Source organism: Roseobacter cerasinus (assembly GCF_009811755.1).
In the GTDB taxonomy this organism is placed as follows: domain Bacteria; phylum Pseudomonadota; class Alphaproteobacteria; order Rhodobacterales; family Rhodobacteraceae; genus Roseobacter; species Roseobacter cerasinus.
The window spans coordinates 735,082-750,946 of the sequence record NZ_BLIV01000001.1; the positions used below are offsets into that span (position 1 = coordinate 735,082).

General features: G+C 63.9%; 18 protein-coding genes. 4 read left to right on the forward strand and 14 right to left on the reverse strand.

All coding sequences use genetic code 11. The annotated features are described in order from the left end of the window. Positions 1-10 precede the first annotated feature (10 nt). The 11 genes from So717_RS03685 to So717_RS03735 form a co-directional block, all read right to left on the reverse strand. Positions 11-460, reverse strand: a complete 450-nt coding sequence (locus tag So717_RS03685) for a YtoQ family protein (protein WP_159974829.1) — start codon at positions 458-460, stop codon at positions 11-13. A gap of 60 nt (positions 461-520) precedes the next feature. Continuing rightward, a complete protein-coding gene (gene pheT / locus So717_RS03690) occupies positions 521-2,920 on the reverse strand; it encodes a phenylalanine--tRNA ligase subunit beta (RefSeq protein WP_159974830.1) in 2,400 nt (799 codons plus the stop codon). A 74-nt stretch (positions 2,921-2,994) separates the two neighbouring features. Beyond that, entirely contained in the window at positions 2,995-3,804 is an 810-nt protein-coding gene (locus So717_RS03695) for a CE1 family esterase (protein ID WP_159974831.1), read from the reverse strand. Positions 3,805-3,851: 47 nt separating this feature from the next. Next, positions 3,852-4,097: a phenylalanyl-tRNA synthetase subunit beta gene (locus So717_RS03700; RefSeq protein WP_159974832.1), complete on the reverse strand. Its 246-nt coding sequence runs from the start codon at positions 4,095-4,097 to the stop codon at positions 3,852-3,854. Positions 4,098-4,146: 49 nt separating this feature from the next. Continuing rightward, complete coding sequence (gene pheS / locus So717_RS03705) at positions 4,147-5,220, reverse strand: phenylalanine--tRNA ligase subunit alpha (RefSeq protein WP_159974833.1); 1,074 nt, start codon at positions 5,218-5,220, stop codon at positions 4,147-4,149. 70 nt (positions 5,221-5,290) lie between these two features. Continuing rightward, a complete protein-coding gene (locus tag So717_RS03710) occupies positions 5,291-6,043 on the reverse strand; it encodes an alpha/beta fold hydrolase (RefSeq protein ID WP_159974834.1) in 753 nt (250 codons plus the stop codon). Between the two features lie 164 nt (positions 6,044-6,207). Continuing rightward, on the reverse strand, positions 6,208-7,776 hold the full coding sequence (locus So717_RS03715) for a GMC family oxidoreductase (protein WP_159974835.1): 1,569 nt from the start codon (positions 7,774-7,776) through the stop codon (positions 6,208-6,210). 25 nt (positions 7,777-7,801) lie between these two features. Continuing rightward, on the reverse strand, positions 7,802-8,326 hold the full coding sequence (locus tag So717_RS03720; RefSeq protein WP_159974836.1) for a twin-arginine translocation signal domain-containing protein: 525 nt from the start codon (positions 8,324-8,326) through the stop codon (positions 7,802-7,804). Between the two features lie 42 nt (positions 8,327-8,368). After that, positions 8,369-8,764, reverse strand: coding sequence for a VOC family protein (locus tag So717_RS03725; protein WP_159974837.1), 396 nt, complete (start codon positions 8,762-8,764; stop codon positions 8,369-8,371). A gap of 97 nt (positions 8,765-8,861) precedes the next feature. Beyond that, on the reverse strand, positions 8,862-9,155 hold the full coding sequence (locus tag So717_RS03730; RefSeq protein WP_159974838.1) for a ribbon-helix-helix domain-containing protein: 294 nt from the start codon (positions 9,153-9,155) through the stop codon (positions 8,862-8,864). 139 nt (positions 9,156-9,294) lie between these two features. Beyond that, positions 9,295-9,684: a GFA family protein gene (locus So717_RS03735; protein WP_159974839.1), complete on the reverse strand. Its 390-nt coding sequence runs from the start codon at positions 9,682-9,684 to the stop codon at positions 9,295-9,297. A 268-nt stretch (positions 9,685-9,952) separates the two neighbouring features. Here So717_RS03735 and So717_RS03740 point away from each other — a divergent pair, with 268 nt between their 5' ends. From So717_RS03740 to So717_RS03755, 4 genes are read left to right on the forward strand one after another with little or no spacing between them, the layout of a single operon-like run. Then, positions 9,953-11,440, forward strand: coding sequence for an FAD-binding protein (locus So717_RS03740; RefSeq protein WP_159974840.1), 1,488 nt, complete (start codon positions 9,953-9,955; stop codon positions 11,438-11,440). After that, positions 11,437-11,835: a hypothetical protein gene (locus So717_RS03745; protein WP_159974841.1), complete on the forward strand. Its 399-nt coding sequence runs from the start codon at positions 11,437-11,439 to the stop codon at positions 11,833-11,835. Before So717_RS03740 ends, So717_RS03745 begins: the two co-directional genes overlap by 4 nt. Next, the gene (locus So717_RS03750; RefSeq protein WP_306439494.1) at positions 11,832-12,878 is read left to right on the forward strand and encodes a hypothetical protein; all 1,047 of its coding nucleotides are present in this window, start codon (positions 11,832-11,834) and stop codon (positions 12,876-12,878) included. Before So717_RS03745 ends, So717_RS03750 begins: the two co-directional genes overlap by 4 nt. Further along, positions 12,868-13,149, forward strand: a complete 282-nt coding sequence (locus So717_RS03755; protein WP_159974842.1) for a hypothetical protein — start codon at positions 12,868-12,870, stop codon at positions 13,147-13,149. Before So717_RS03750 ends, So717_RS03755 begins: the two co-directional genes overlap by 11 nt. Before the next feature lie 186 nt (positions 13,150-13,335). Here the strand turns inward: So717_RS03755 and So717_RS03760 are convergent, their stop codons facing one another. From So717_RS03760 to So717_RS03770, 3 genes are read right to left on the reverse strand one after another with little or no spacing between them, the layout of a single operon-like run. Next, positions 13,336-14,106 carry a LamB/YcsF family protein gene (locus So717_RS03760; protein ID WP_159974843.1) on the reverse strand — a complete coding sequence of 257 codons (771 nt, stop codon included), beginning with the start codon at positions 14,104-14,106 and terminating at the stop codon, positions 13,336-13,338. Beyond that, complete coding sequence (locus So717_RS03765; protein WP_159974844.1) at positions 14,103-15,137, reverse strand: 5-oxoprolinase subunit C family protein; 1,035 nt, start codon at positions 15,135-15,137, stop codon at positions 14,103-14,105. The genes So717_RS03760 and So717_RS03765 overlap by 4 nt, the downstream gene beginning before the upstream one ends. Beyond that, positions 15,134-15,865 carry a 5-oxoprolinase subunit B family protein gene (locus So717_RS03770; protein ID WP_159974845.1) on the reverse strand — a complete coding sequence of 244 codons (732 nt, stop codon included), beginning with the start codon at positions 15,863-15,865 and terminating at the stop codon, positions 15,134-15,136. Before So717_RS03770 ends, So717_RS03765 begins: the two co-directional genes overlap by 4 nt.

Sequence of the window (15,865 nt, forward strand, 5' to 3'; positions counted from 1 at the left end):
GGCCGCAACGTCAGGACGGCAAAGTCCCGTGCAGCACATAGCGCAGGATATCCACCACCTGCGCTGGCTCTTGCGCCACCGCCAGCGCGGCAGCGTCGACCTCTTTCAGAGCGTGCGCGTGATCTGGCCTGTGCAGAATGATCAGCGATTTGCCCAAGGCGGCCGCATAACCAGCATCGAAGGCGGCGTTCCACTGCTTGTACTTCTCCCCAAAGCGCACGACGACCACATCCGCGTCAGCGATGCCTTTGCGCGTGCGGATCGCATTCACCATCGCGCCCTTGTGGTCGTGCCAGTATTTGTTCGGCTCTGCGCCCAAGATCGCCACGCCGCAATCATCGCTGGCTGCGTGATCTGTCACCGGGCTGCCAAAGCTCACATCGAGGTCTTTGGACCCATCGATGATCTGCTCACGCCAATCGGTGTGGATTTCTCCGGACAGATAGACCTTCAGCGTCATGGCGCTCTCCTTTTGTCGACATTTGCTCAGAGGTAGGGCGCCAGACGGGCCTGTCCCGCGCTATCCGCGCAAGACGGCACCGGTGGCTTTGCTCACGTTCTCGACCACCTTGGCGCTGACCACCTCGATATCCTTGTCCTTCAGCGTCTGTTCCACCGGCTGCATGCGCACCGTAAGTGCCAAGGACTTCTTGCCCTCGCCAAGGCTGCCGCCGATGAACTCGTCGAAGACGCGCACATCCTCGATCAACGCCTTGTCGGCACCCATGGCCGCGTTCACGAGGGTCAGCGCTTCGACATCAGCATCCACCACAAAGGCAAAGTCACGCTCGACCGCCTGCAGATCGGAGATGCCCAGCGCGGGGCGGGTGGCACCTGTCTTGCGCGGCATCGGCACCTCGCCGGGCCAAAGGGTGAAGGCCATCGCCGGGCCTTTCACATCCATCGCCTCCAGCACGCGAGGGTGCAGCTCCCCAAAGACGCCCAGCACCTTCTTTGGGCCCAGACAGATCTTGCCGTGCCGCCCTGGATGCCACCACGCGGACGCACCGCGCAGAATCTGCACCTTGGCGGGCGCGCCAAGTGCTGCCAGCACCGCTTCGGCATCCGCTTTCACATCGAAGACATCCACCGCCCGGGAGGAACCCAACACATCCTTAGGACCGGTGCGCCCGACCAGCAAGCCGCTGACCAGCGTGTGCTGGTCGCCCGGCTCACCACCATGGAAGGCAGGGCCAACCTCGAAGAGCGCCAGATCACTGAACCCGCGCGCCTGATTGCGCGCAGCCGCCTGCAACAGCCCCGGCAGCAATGCGGGGCGCATGTGGCTCATGTCGCTGCTGATCGGGTTTTCCAGCTTGGTGGCATCCGCGCCGCCGCCGAAAAGCGCGGCAGAGGCTTGATCGATAAACGTATAGGTGACGCATTCATTGTATCCCAAGGCCGCGCAGGTGCGCCGGGCAATCGCCTCACGCCGTTGCATCGGCGAGAGGATCGGCTTGGGCACACCATCGGTCACACGTGGCAAAGGTTTGCCTTCGAGCTTGGTCAGGGAGGCCACGCGCGCGACTTCCTCCACCAGATCAGCTTCGCCCTGCACATCCGGGCGCCAGCTGGGCACATGGGCCATATTGCCCTCAAGCACAAAACCCAGCGCGGTCAGCGTCTGGCGCTGTTCACTCTCGGGAATATCCATGCCCACCAGCGACTGGACTCTCGCCGCGTCGAGCTTGTACGCCCGATCCGTCGCGGGGATCTTGCCCGCCACAATCACTTCGGAGGCCTCGCCACCCGCATGATCCAGGATCATCCGCGTGGCTTGCGCGATGCCATAAGGTGTCCAGGCCGGATCAATCCCCCGCTCAAACCGGTAGCGCGCATCGGAGTTGATCTTGAGCGCGCGCCCCGTGTACGCAGTCCGGATCGGATCGAAATAGGCCGCTTCAAGGAAGACATTCGTGGTCTCGTCGGTGCAACCCGAGGCCAGCCCCCCCATCACGCCGCCACTGCTTTCGACACCACCCGCGTCGGAAATCAGCGTCATGCCTTCGTCGAAGGTGTATTCCTTCTCATCCAGGCCCATCAGCGTCTCGCCGCCCTTGGCGCGGTGCACGCGCAGGGCGTTCCCGGCGATCTTGTCCGCATCAAAGACATGCAGCGGGCGGTTGCGGTCATAGGTGAAGAAATTCGTCACATCCACGAGGAAGGAGATCGGGCGCAAACCGATGGCGCGCAGGCAATCCTGCAGCCAGGCGGGGCTTGGCCCGTTCTTCACGCCTCTGATGACACGGCCATAGAACACCGGGCATTGCTCCAACGTATCGCGATCGATGGTCACGCTGATCGGACAGGGGAAAGTGCCCTCCACCGCCTCCACATCGCGCTTGATCAGCGTGCCGAGACCGCGCGCCGCCAGATCGCGCGCAATACCGCGCACCCCCAGCGCATCGGGCCGGTTCGGCGTGATCGCGACCTCGATCACCGGGTCAACCTTGGCCGGATCGTTCTCGGCAAGCCAATCGACAAAGCTTTGACCAACCTCACCCGATGGCAGTTCGATGATGCCATCGTGCTCATCGCTGAGCTCCATCTCGCGCTCGGAGGCCATCATGCCGAAGCTCTCGATCCCGCGGATCTTGCCGACACCGATGGTGGTGTCGATGCCCGGCACATAGACCCCGGGCTTGGCCACAACGACGACGATCCCTTCGCGGGCATTTGGCGCGCCGCAGATGATCTGCTTCAAGCCTTCGTCGGTCTCTACCTGGCACACGCGCAGCCGGTCGGCATCCGGGTGTTTCTCTGCCGATTTGACGTAACCGATGGTAAAGTCGCGCAGCTTCGCGCCCCGGTCCTCGACGCCTTCGACCTCAAGCCCGAGGTCGGTCAGCGCATAGAGGATCTCGTCCAGCGTCGCGGTTGTGTCCAGATGGTCTTTCAACCAGGAAAGCGTGAATTTCATGTCTCTTCACCGGGGCAAATCAAGTCCGCGCCCTGATAGCCCAAAGCATCGGCAGGGGAAAGTGATTGGTGCGCTTAGGGATACGACGGCGGCAGCCCGAGCAATTCGTCCAGCTGCCGCGCAAACCAGCCATGCGGGATGAAATGCCCGCCGGGGTGCAGATCGAGGCTGACGCGCCCGCCGTCACAGGCCCAGGTGGTGCGCTCGAAGGTCAGAAAGTCGCGCGCCGCCCAAGGCCCCCGCGGCTCGCCCTCGGCACAGCCGAAATGATCGCGCCATAGGGCGACAGGATAGGTGTCATCTCCGCCCGGGCCCATCGGGAAATCCATAACCGTGTCATCCAGCCCGTGCACATGGCGCACTTCGCGCGGGGCCTGCGGGCAGTTTTCGCTCTGCTGCAAGGTGCCCGCAACGGCCAAAAGCGCCGCGACGCTATTGCCGTTTTCGCAGACATACCGCCAGGCCATGGCCGACCCGAAGGAATAGCCGGAGATGTAAATCCGCTCCCGGTCTATGGGATAGCGCTTGGCCACATCTTCCAGAACGGCGGCCGCAAAGGCCACATCATCCGTGTCGCTGTCCCAGAAATCCCAGGTCTTGCGCAGCCCATTCGGCGCGACCAGCAGCACACCTCGCCTCCGCGTGGCCCCGGCGATACGCTGGTGTTGCACAGGCAGCGCGCCTGTGCGTTGCCATCCGTGAAAATGCAGCATGACGGGCAGTGGCGTGATCCCGTCCCAGACATCCGGCAGCGCCACGTGGTACGACCGTTCGCCCAAGGCACAGGGCACATCGCCAACACAGGGCCCTTTCCACGGCCCCATGGCGTGAGCCGCTTGGGTAAGAACAACAAAGAAAAAGGCAGCAATACTGCGATAGATCATGGCCGCAGTCTTAGCCGACGCGCCCCGGCTGTCACATCACGTCCGCGTCAGGCGTTCGAGCTGTCGGCCTCATCATCGCGCGCCTGAAGGGCCGCCAGCCAGCGGTCCACCAGCAGAATGGGGGCCAACACAATGGTCCAGCCCGCCGCATTCAGCACGGTGAAGACGATTTTCAGATCGCGCGGCATGTCAGAGAACCACATAAACACATGTGCCACGATGATCAGGCACAACATCACAGTCACAAGAAAAACGCGCGAGCCCCGGTCGGGTGTGTGCTCTTCCTCTACCATAACGGGAATCATAACACGGTTTTCCCAGCCCGTCGACAATTCTCGATAGCTACCGGCTCAGGCCGCCATGCAAGGTGGGTTGGTCCAGGCTGGCAAAGCCGTAGTGGCGCAGCCAGCGCAGATCGGAATCGAAGAAGGCGCGCAGATCCGGGATGCCGTATTTCAGCATCGCAATCCGGTCGATCCCCATGCCAAAGGCAAAGCCCTGCCAGCTCTCGGGGTCGATTCCGCCGGCCTTCAGCACCTTGGGGTGCACCATGCCGGAGCCCAAGATTTCAAGCCAATCGTCGCCCTCGCCCACCTTGAGCGTGCCGCCTTCCCAGGAACAGCGGATGTCGACCTCCGCTGATGGCTCGGTGAAGGGGAAATGCGAGGCGCGAAAACGCAGATCGACCCCGTCGACCTCAAAAAACGCCTTCACGAACTCCTCCAGAACCCATTTCAGGTTCGCCATGGAGATATCACGGTCTATCGCCAGCCCTTCGACCTGATGGAACATCGGCGTGTGGGTGTGGTCATAGTCAGCGCGGTAGACGCCGCCGGGGCAGATGATGCGCATCGGCGCGCCCATCGCCTCCATCGAGCGGATTTGCACTGGTGAAGTATGAGTGCGCAGCACATGCGGCGGACGATTGTCACCCTCGGCGCGGTGCATATAGAACGTATCCATCTCGGCCCGCGCGGGGTGATGGCCGGGGATGTTCAGCGCATCGAAGTTGTACCAATCGGTGTCGATGCGCGGGCCTTCGGCCACGCTGAACCCCATTTCGGCAAAGATCGCGGTGACCTCTTCGGTGACCTGGCTGATGGGATGGATGGTGCCGCGCGGACGGCTGCGCGCCGGCAGGGTGACGTCGAGCCACTCCTCGCGGAGCCGCGCATCGAGCGCCGCGTCCGCGAGGGCCGCCTTTTTGGCGGCCAGCGCCGAGTTGATCTCGTTCTTCAAGGCATTCAGCGCCGGACCTGCGACTTGCCGCTCTTCAGGTGTCATCCCACCCAGCTCGCGCATTTTCAGCGCGACCTCACCTTTTTTGCCAACGGCAGCAAGCCGAATGGTCTCCAGCGTCGCCTCATCTCCGGCCCCGGCAATCTGGGTCAGGTATTTTTGCTTGAGATCGTCCATCTTTGCCTCGCGCGTCCTCGTCGCGGAGGTGCTAGCAGACTGGCCGCTGAATGCAAGATCGGTGCGCGGCTCAAGGTAAGCGTCGGTGCAGAAAGCTGTTGATGGCCTCGCGCAGCCCGTCGGGGTTGTCGATGTGCAACATATGGCCACCGCCCAGCATGACATGCTCGGCCCTCGGCACCTGTGCTGCAATGAGAGCCGCGCCACGATGCGTGGCCCGGTTGCGCCGCCCGGTGATGACCAATGTTGGCACCGTGATCTCCGCAAGATGAGCGCGCCCGTCATAGGCCAAGGCAGCATAGAGAGCTTGAGACAAGCTGCGTTTCGAGTGGCGGGCCAACTGCGCGCGCATCTCGTTGCGCGCCTGCCCCCGTTCGCCCAGCCCCGAGAGCCAGGCCAGCAGTTTTGGGGACAAATGCGAAAAGATACCGGCGGCCAGTTGCGCCGAGACACGCTGAAACCACGTGTCGCGGACGGTCGGCACTGCTTCGACGATGATCAGCGCCGCGATCCGCCCGGGCGCGCGTGCAGCCATGTCGAGCGCGACCATACCCCCCAAGGAGTGGCCAATCAGAACACAGCCCTCCGGCATGTCGTGTAGCAGGACCTCAGCAAAGCCTTCGACGCGCGGCGGGTCAATCTGCGGCGCAGCGCCATGACCCGGCAGATCAGGCGTTTGAGCCTTGGGCAGATCTTGCGTGATGTCTTGCCAGGTGCTGCCGGAGAGGCCCGCTCCATGTATCCAGACGCTGGGATATTCCCGCAATAGATCTGCCGCAGCAAGGGTCTGTTTTTCCGAGCCATTATTCTGAGAAGTGGTCATTGCCCAATCCGCCAAAGTTTTGCGCTTGTCTGGCGCAAAACCGCAGGCCACGAAAGATCCAAAGGGCGTTTCGGATGAAACCGATAGAAGCCCAGACAAGGCGTCAAGGGCCTGCTGCGACGGACGCCGCTGGATCAGGCGCCCTTCGCATCTGCGTCACCGGGTCACAGTGATTGCGCGGACATCTCGCGCGCCAGATGGTCCGCCTGACGGATTGCTAAGGCCACAATGGTCAGCGTCGGGTTCTCCGCCGCTCCGGTCGTGAACTGTGAGCCATCAGAGATGAACAGGTTCTTGATGTCATGGGTCTGGCCCCATTTGTTCACCACCCCGTCGCGCGCATTCTCCGACATCCGGTTGGTGCCCAAGTTATGCGTCGAGGGGTACGGCGGCGTCGGGAAGGTGCGCGTGGCCCCCACCGCGTCATAGACCGCAGCGCCCTGCTGGAAGGCATGATCCCGCATGGCCCGATCGTTCGGGTGGTCGCTGTAATGCACGTTGGCCACCGGCATGCCATATTGGTCTTTGACGTCGTGGTTGAGCGTCACGCGGTTGGTCTCCTGCGGCATATCCTCACCCACGATCCACATGCCCGCCATGTTCTCGTATTGGTCGAGCGCGGATGTGAACTCGCGCCCCCAGGCGCCGGGGTCGAGGAAGGCGGCCATGAAGGGCAGCCCGAGGCTAAGCGTTTCCAGCTCATAGCCACCAACAAACCCGCGTGACGGATCATGCCGAGATTCGTCCTGGATGATCCCCGCCATGGTCGTGCCGCGCCACATCTTCACCGGCTTGTCAAAGACCGCATAGACCGAGCCTGTGAGGTGCCGCATGTAGTTGCGCCCAACCTGGCCAGAGCTATTGGCCAGCCCATCGGGATACATGGACGTAGCAGAGTTCAGCAGCAACCGGGGGCTCTCGAAGGAGTTGCCCGCCACGCAGACCACACGTGCCATCTGCTTGTGCTCATTGCCGTCCGCATCCGCATAGACCACGCCGTTCACGAGGCCATCGTCGCCATGCTCGATGCGCAGCACGTGGGCGCGCTCCCGCACTTCCAGGTTGCCGGTCGCCTCGCCCTGCGGGATGTCGGTATAGGCCGCCGACCACTTGGCACCCCATTTGCAACCCTGGAAGCAGAAGCCGGTCTGCTGGCACATCTGCCGGTCGCCGTCAGCGCTGTTGATCGCCATGCGGCCCGTGTGCACCTGTTCGTACCCCAGCGCCTTCGCGCCCGCCTCGAACACCTTGTAGTTGTTGTTGCCGGGCAGGCCCGCGTTGCCGTTGGTCCGCGTGACGTTCAGCTTCTTCTCGGCCAGATCGTACCACGGGTCCATCTCCTCGGCATCGATGGGCCAGTCGAGCAGGTTCGCGCCCTGTACGTTGCCGTATGTTTGCGCCGCCTTCCACTCATGCGGCTGGAACCGCAATGAAGCGCCCGCCCAATGGGTTGTGGTCCCGCCCACTGCCTTCACGATCCACGCAGGCAGGCCCGAAAAATCCTTCGCCACGCGCCAGTCTCCAGACGTCGTGCGCGGATCGAGCCAGGACAGTCGGCCAAAAGCCTCCCACTCGTCATTCACGTAGTCTTCGGGCAGGTAGCGCCCGCCCGCTTCCAGCGCCACGACGCTCACGCCCTTCTGTGCCAATTCATTTGCCAGCACGCCGCCGCCCGCGCCCGTGCCGATTACTACGACGACAGATGCGTCACTCAATTCAAAAGGTGCAGCCATAATCTCTCTCCTCCCAGGCTATGGCTCAAAGCCAGGTGATGTCGTCGAAACCGCGGTCCAGATAACCGCCTTGGCTGAAGGATTCGCCCTCATAGCCAAAGATCGGCCAGACCGCTTTCTGGTTGTAGAGGCCGGTCACCAACCCGCCGCGCACCTTCTGAAAGAACGGACTCTGCTCAACCTGACGCAGGATATCCACGCGGTCGCGCTCCCAGCCCACATCGAGATAGCTGGCAAAGCCCTTGCCCTGCGCAGCCCCGTCGAGAATTGCAATACCCACCTCGACCTCTTCCGCCGCCTCGGGCGTGTCATAGCCTTTCACGGCCACGACGTAGTATTCATCGCTGACTTTGTCGTGCGGGTAGATATCCCGCGCCATCTGCACCAGCGTGGCCATGGTGCGCGGCTGCAGCGTGCTGGTCTCCGTGGCCCAGGCCGCATCGGCACCGGCAAGATAGCCTGTGCCGACCACAAATGCGCTGCCGGCGGCGGCGCTGTTTTTCAGCAGCTGGCGCCGGGTCATAGCCCTTGGCTTGCTTTGAATGTTCATCGAGTCTCCTCCCTCTGTCATGAACGTGATGAGCGCGTGCGCTCAGAGAAACCGCCCGCTGCGCTCCAGAACCTCGATCTGGTAGCCATCCGGGTCGGCGACGAAAAAGAACTTGCCTACGAGTTTTCCATCCGGGGCAAATTCGACAATTTTGCGGGGGGCGAGGCCAGCGGCCTCAAACCGGGCATGCTCGGCCTCCAGGTTCTCGACCGAGACGGCAAGATGGCCGTAACCGTCACCCAGATCATACGGCTCCGTACGGTCTTTGTTGATGGTCAACTCCACCTCGAAGGGCGTCTCGGGGTTCGACAGGTAGACCAGTGTGAAGTCCGTGAAATCAAGCCTGTCCGCGACCTCCAGCCCAAAGGCTTCGCGGTAGAATGCAACCGACTTTTCCTCGTCGATCACACGGATCATGCTGTGGATGGCTTTGGCCAAGGCAACCTCCCTGATGTCTTGCCGTTCGTCTCAGCAAAGCACCGGGGGCGGCGTGCGGGTAGTAGCGGGCTACTACGTCGTTCCATTTCTGGGCGCGCTACTCCGCGGCCAGATGCGTCACGTCCCGGTCTGTCTTGCGGTCGAGATACAGCAGGCAGGCGCAGCGCAGCAGAGAAGAAAAGTTCTTAGGTTCGCCTTTCTCTTCGAGCACCTCACTGTGCAGGGTCGAAATGAAGGCCGGGGTCGTCATCTCATTCATCTCCGCGATTTCATCGAGGATTCGCCAAAAGCTGTTTTCAAGCCGGATGCTGGTGCTCTGGCCGTTCAGCCGCAGCCGCCGGGTCTGCAACTCGTAACGGTCGGGGTCCTGGCTGGCAAAAATCTTGCACATTGTCGTGTCCTCCCGCGCGATGCGCGTGCGGGGGCACCCGGATACGTCGCGGGCAGCCCTAGTCGCGTATCTGTCTCTTATTGGGTTGGAGTATATGAGGCGCGCCGCATCATGTTGAGTCCTCAATTGGTCGGGGCTGTCAGCTGGCGATATGCACCTTCCACCACTTCGGGCGCGGCGTGACATAGGAATGCGCGCCGGGGGCGAATTCCTTGTAGTGCCCCTTGTCAAAGGCGCCAAGCAACAGGGCCACCACCGGGTGATCATCCATCGCGCCAAGGCTGCTGCCACAGGCGGGGCAGAAGGCGCGCGATGAGGCCTCGGACGAGCGATAGGTGGCGGGCGCGCCGCCGGGGCCGGTCCAGCGCACCCGGTCGGCGGGCAGTTCGACCCAGACGGCCGTCAGCGCGCCACTGTGCCGCTGGCACATGCGGCAGGAACAGGTGTGCGGTCTTGGGATCGGACCGGTGGCCACGAACCGGATCGCGCCGCAGAGACAGCCACCTTCATAGACACGGGGGTTGGCCATCGCTGCGCTCCTCTCACACCGGCTGGATGCTCGTTACAGGGTTGCGCAAAGATACCGCGTTCCGGGCTGCCGAAAAGCCAAAAGGTCTTAAAATTTGCCGGATCCGGCCCCGCATTTTATGCCGCGCCACTGAAACGCGCAGGCCCAGATGCGGCGAGCCCCCTTCAGATTTTATAGCACGCGGCCAGGAAGTCCTTAGACCTCGCCCGCCTTCGGCGTTAGTCTGACGGGCATATGTTGGTACGATTGCCCGAAGAAAGAGTTTGAGATGAAGACATTTGGCAGACGTGCGGTGCTCCTTGGCAGCGGCGCGGTGATCGGTGCGGTGGCCGCCCGCAGCTTCGACACGGACCTCACGCGCATTGCCCCCCGCATCCTAACCGAGACACCAACAGGCGAGACGATCCTAAACGACGCCAGCGAGTTGAGCGCGACGCCTGTGCACAAGCATATCGTGATGAGTGAAGATCCGGGCGCCGCTCTGATCGACCGGCTGCGCGCGGAAATGGCCGAGGCGCGGGCCGAGGGGCGCCCGATGAACATCGGCGCCGCGCGCCACTCCATGGGCGGGCAGGCGATCCCCCGCGATGGCCACGCCATCACCTTCGACAACGGCTTTGTCGAGATCGACAGCGCGGCGCGGAGCTATCGCACTCATGCCGGTGCGCGCTGGTCGCAGGTGATTGCAGAACTCGACCCCGCGGGTCTCTCGCCCCAGGTCATGCAGTCGAACCACGACTTTGGCGTCGCCGCCACCTTCTGCGTGAACGCCCACGGCTGGGCGGTGCCCTTTGGCCCCATGGGGGCAACGGTCCAGGCGATCGACCTGCTGCTCCCCGATGGCGAGCTTTTGCGCTGCAGCCGCACCGAAAACCCCGAGCTCTTCGCCATGAGCATGGGCGGCTATGGGCTCACCGGCGCGATCATCGCCATGGAGGTCGCCGCCGAGCCGAACCTGCGCCTCGATCCGTCGTTCGACATCATGCCCGCCGAGGCGTTCGGCGAGGCTTTCGCGAGGGCGGTCTATGACCCGCAGGTGAACATGGCCTATGGGCGGCTCAACGTCGATCACGACACCTTCTTTGAGGAGGCCTTCATGGTCACCTACCGCCCCAGCGCGGATCAATCCGACCTACCGCCCGCCTCCGGCTCCGGCTGGGTGTCGAAGCTCGCCAGCCGCGTCTACCGCGCGCAGCTGGGCAGCGAGGCGGGCCGCAAGCTGCGCTGGACCTTCGAGACCGACCTCGGCCCCATGGTCGGTGGCGGTGCCAGCACCCGCAATTCACTGATCAACGAACCGGTGGTCACGCTTGATGATCGCAACCCGCAGCGCGTCGACATCCTGCATGAGTACTTCGTCGCGCCCGCGCGCTTCCCCGAATTCCTGCAAATCTGCCGCGAGATTATCCCGGCGTCGTATCAGGAGTTCCTGAACGTCACGCTGCGCTACATCGATACCGACGCGGAAAGCTGGCTGAGCTACGCGAGCGAGCCGCGCATCGCTGCAGTCATGTCCTTCAGCCAGGAGAAAACCGCGCGGGGTGAGGCGGATATGCAGCGCATGACCCGCGCGCTTGTCGGTGCCATCACCGAAATCGGCGGCAGCTATTATCTGCCCTACCGCCCGCACCCCACCGTGGTGCAGCTCAGCGCCGCCTATCCGCGGGCCGCCGAGTTCGCGCAGGCCAAACGCAGGCTGGACCCCGGCCTGCTTTTCCGTAGTAATCTCTGGAACAGCTACCTGGAGCGCCTGTGAGCCACCTTCAAAAGATCTGCCTGGGCTATTTCGTCGTTCTGATGGCCGCAGCCTCGCTGAATTATATCCCCGGGCTCACCGATGAGGACGGCCTTGCTTTCGGCATCTTCGCGCTCGACATCTTTGACGATGCGCTGCACGTGGCCTCGGCGCTCTGGGCGCTGTTCTCCGGGCTGCGGTCGCACGCGACGGCGCGGTTCTTCCTGATCGTCTTTGGCGCGCTTTATCTCGGTGATGGGGTGTTCGGCTTTTTCACCGGCTACGGCTATCTTGATCTGGGGATCTTCACCAACGCCTCTGCCGGGCTGTCCTTCACCTTTGTCCGTTTCGCCGCGAACCTGCCGCATCTGGCCCTCGGGGCCTTCGCGCTCTGGGCGGGGCTGAGACGCCCGTGATCCGCAGGGTCGGGCGCTGGCTCGGGCGTCTCCTGCTTGTCCTCGCGCTTTGCCTGGCGGGGCTGCTTGCGCCGGTCGCCTACACCGAGCTTGCCTGCCGGGGCGAGGCCGCGCCCGAGCCCTATGACGCCATCCTGCCGCCCGCGCATCACCGCGCCGAAAGCCGGACATATCTGACCTACCCTGAGTGGCACATCGTGCATGCCTATGACGACTATGCGCAGGTGATCAGCACCGACGATCCGCACACCTTCGGCTTCTTGCGCAGCATCGCGGGCTTCTGGTCCACCCTCTGCGATGTGACCCGCGTCGCCAGCGCCCATGGCGGCGTGCCGGGCGAGACGAAACAGATGGTTTATGTGATCGGTGTCAGTTTCACCGCCGAGCTGCTGATGAAGGCCGCCTATGAGGAAACCCTGGGCCGCGTGATCGCCATGTTGCGCGGGCCAGAGCGCGCGCCGCTCGACGATCTCTCTGCCCGGCAGGCCCGGCGTTATGCGACCTTCCTGCAGCAGGTGCCCTGGTACCAATGGGAGTTTGTCGCGGATGCGGAGGCTCTGGAGACTATGGCGACCGGTGCACTGCGCGACCGCGAGCGGCGCTTTGCCCTTGGGCTGGAGTACGGCGCCAAAGCGGCATACGCGCGGGTCATTGCAGCGGCTGTGGACACCGTCGGTGCCGATGAATTGACACTGCGCATGATCATCACAGGTTATGCCGGAGAGGGCGAAGACAGGCTGCAGATCATCGCGGCACGGGAGGTCGGGCTGGAAGTCGAGACGGTGCGCTACCGCGCGCTGACGCATCTGCTGCGGGAACTTGCCGCGCGTGGTGTCAATTTCATCGAAATCGCCGGGAATGATGATATTATGCTGACGGTGATCAGCGAGACTGCAACATTCGATGGCGCGCGTAGTTCCATTCAGAGGCAGGGATATGGCGACTATCGCCACCTCGTCGGCTTGAAGGTGCGGGATCTTGGGGCGCGGCTGCGACAGTATCAGCGCGATGGCATAGGCGTGGAGCACATCCATGATTATTAGGGCTGGTCTCGGGATCGGAGTGCTCTTTGTTGCGTGGGTCGCGCTTCTGGCTGCTGTGATGAGCCTGTCTCGCTCGGCGCCTGCCGCACTTGTTCCAGCGGCCTTGCCTGGCTTTGCCGCGGCGCTGCCGGCCAATATCTCCGTTATTGAGCAAACCGCCCTGGGTACCGTGCTGGCAAGCGACAACACTGATCTGGTGCGACAGCTCTACCGCGCTGGGGCCATTGTTGTGCTACCAGCGGGACTTGCAGGCTGCGCGCCTCTCGGCTGAGTTTGATTTGATGATCGTGATGTGAGGCAAAGAGGCGCTGACCAGGCCATCGAGGCCCGGACAGCGCCGCCCGCCCTAAAACCCGTCGGACTGTTGGCGGACCCTTGCGCAGGCGGGCTTAGGCATTTGTCGTGGCCGAATTGCATAGGTGCGACCACCATGTCATGTCGCCCGACCGCGGCTGACTCACACCCTGCGCCCGTCAAACTGCGTCACAGTTACGCCCGCTGTTTCCAGCGCAGCGCGGACAGATCGGGCGATCTGGACAGCGGTGGGCGTGTCGCCGTGCAGGCAGATCGTATCGATGCTCGTCTCGATCCGCTTACCCGTGGCGGTGAGGATTGCGCCCGCCTGCACCATCTCCACCATGCGCCGACCGGCAAGCTCCGGGTCGTGGATCACGGCCCCCTCAAGGCTGCGGTCCACGAGCGTTGCGTCTTCGTTATAGGCGCGGTCGGCGAAAATCTCGCCCGCGAAGGCGCAGCCCAAAGCCCGCACCGCCTGCTCCTGCGCTGTGGCGCAGAGCACCATGACGATGAGGTTCGGGTCGACCGAGAGCGCAGCCTCGTAGCAGTCCCGCGCCAGCGCCTCATCCTCTGACGCCATATTGGCCAGAGCGCCGTGCAGCTTCAGATGCCTGACCCCGCCGCCAAGTGCCCGCGCGACCCCGACAGAGGCGGCGACCTGAAAGCGGATCAGGTCTTGCAGCTCGGCGCGCGGTATGTTGAGCCGCCGCCGCCCGAAGCCCTGCAGGTCCGCAAAGCCCGGGTGCGCGCCAAGGCCCACGCCATTCTCTATGGCAATCCGCATGGTCCGCGCCATCACCGAAGGATCGCCCGCATGCGCCCCGCAGGCGATGTTCGCGGAGGTGACGGTTTGCAGAAGGGCGGCATCGTCGCCCATGGTCCAGGGACCAAAGCTCTCGCCCATATCGGCATTCAGATCGACGCGGGTCATGGCTGTTCTCCTGTTGTGGCAAAGGGATCGGCGGCTGCGGATACGGCCCCGCTAATCAGCTGGTAGCTCAGCAGATCGGCAATGTCATGCGGGTCGCGCACCAGCCGAGCGATGCGCGACGGCAGCGCCTTGATCTCGGCGCGCGCGCGGGTCTCGGCGGCGATGGCCTCCTCCAGCGAGACCACCTGAAACCGCAACTCCGCGCCTGCTGGGGCCTGCGCCACCTTCGGCAGATCGCAGGGCAGCACCGTGCCGATGCGAGGATAGCCGCCCGTCGTCTGGCTCTCGCACATAAGCACATAAGGCGCGCCGTCGCCGGTGACCTGAATATCGCCGGGGGTGATGACTTCCGAGACGATGCTGAGGCCGCCCTCGGCGTGAAAGCCGTCGCCCGCCATGTCCAGCCGCACGCCCTGCCGGTTGGCACGCGGGTCGCGGCGAAACACCGTCTCTCCGAACCGCGCGCGGGTCGCGTCGGAAAACAGCGCGGACTGGAACGAGAGCACCATGCGGATCACGCCACCGCTCAGCCGACCCTCAGGCGTCAGAAACAGGCCCGGCCGGGCATGGCTAGCCTCGATTGGCAGGCTGTCGCTGGCCTGCAACAGTGCCCCAATGCCCGCGGTCAGATGGGCAGACCGCGCCCCCATCTCGGGCGGGGTGTCAAAACCGCCCGCCACATGCAGATACCCGTAGGTCCCTGCGCGCACACCCGCGATCACCAGTTTCGCCCCTGCGGACAGCGCGTGGCTCGCATTCCAGATCAGCGGTGCGCCGTCCAGCGTCGCCGCCATCTCGGCGCCAGTCAGCGCGATCACCGTGTCCACATCCGCCTCGAAGGTGCCGCCCATGCCCATCATCTCAATGGCGGCGCAGTCCGGCGCCTGCCCAAGAAGCGCCGCGCCCTCGTGCAGCGCGCGCAAGTCCGCTGCTCCGCCGCGCGTGAGCCCTTTTGCGAGATAGCCGCGGCGCCCAAGGTCCTGAAGGCTGAGCGCGGGTCCGGCGCTGAGGATGGTCAATGCGCCGCTCATGCAATCACCTCCCGCTCTGCGGCGCCATAGCTGTTAGGGGCTGAGAGCTTGTCAAACGCCGCCCGGTCGATGGCCGGAAACACCAGCTCATCTCCCGGCGACAGCGCAAAGGGCACCTCGGCCTGCTGGTTGAAATTACGAAACGCGGTCTGACCCACATGGCGCCAGCCCGTAGGCGTCGGTCCGGTGAAGATGATCAGCTGCCGTATCGCCGTGACCAACGCGCCGCGCGGCACGCTTTTGGTCAGCCCCTGCTGGCGGGGGATGTTCCAAACCTCGGGCAGCTCCCCCAAATAAGGCTGGCCGGGTGCAAAGCCCAGCGTCAGCACCCGCACCCGCGCGGTGGAGAGCTGGCGGATCGCCTCATCCGGGTCGAGCCCCGCAACCTCCGCCGCTTCCTCCAGCTGCGGCGCCAGATCGGTGCCGTAGACCGTGGGCACATGCCAGAGCGTGCGCCCGCTGGGCAGCTCCGCCGCGTACCAGTCCTGCCGTGCCAGAACCTCGCGCAGCCGTGCCTCGATCTCCTCGGCGGGCGCGGTCACAAGATCAACCGCGACAAAGACCGAGACAAGCGACATCATGGTCTCGCTGACCTCCGGCCAGTCTTCGGCCTCAACGGCAGTGCGAAAGGCCAGGGCCGCGCGGTTCGCAGGCTCGCTCATGGCGCTGCCGAAGCTGACCAGCAGACCGGTGAGGCCGACGCGGGCGATGGTGGGGGGGGCGCTCAT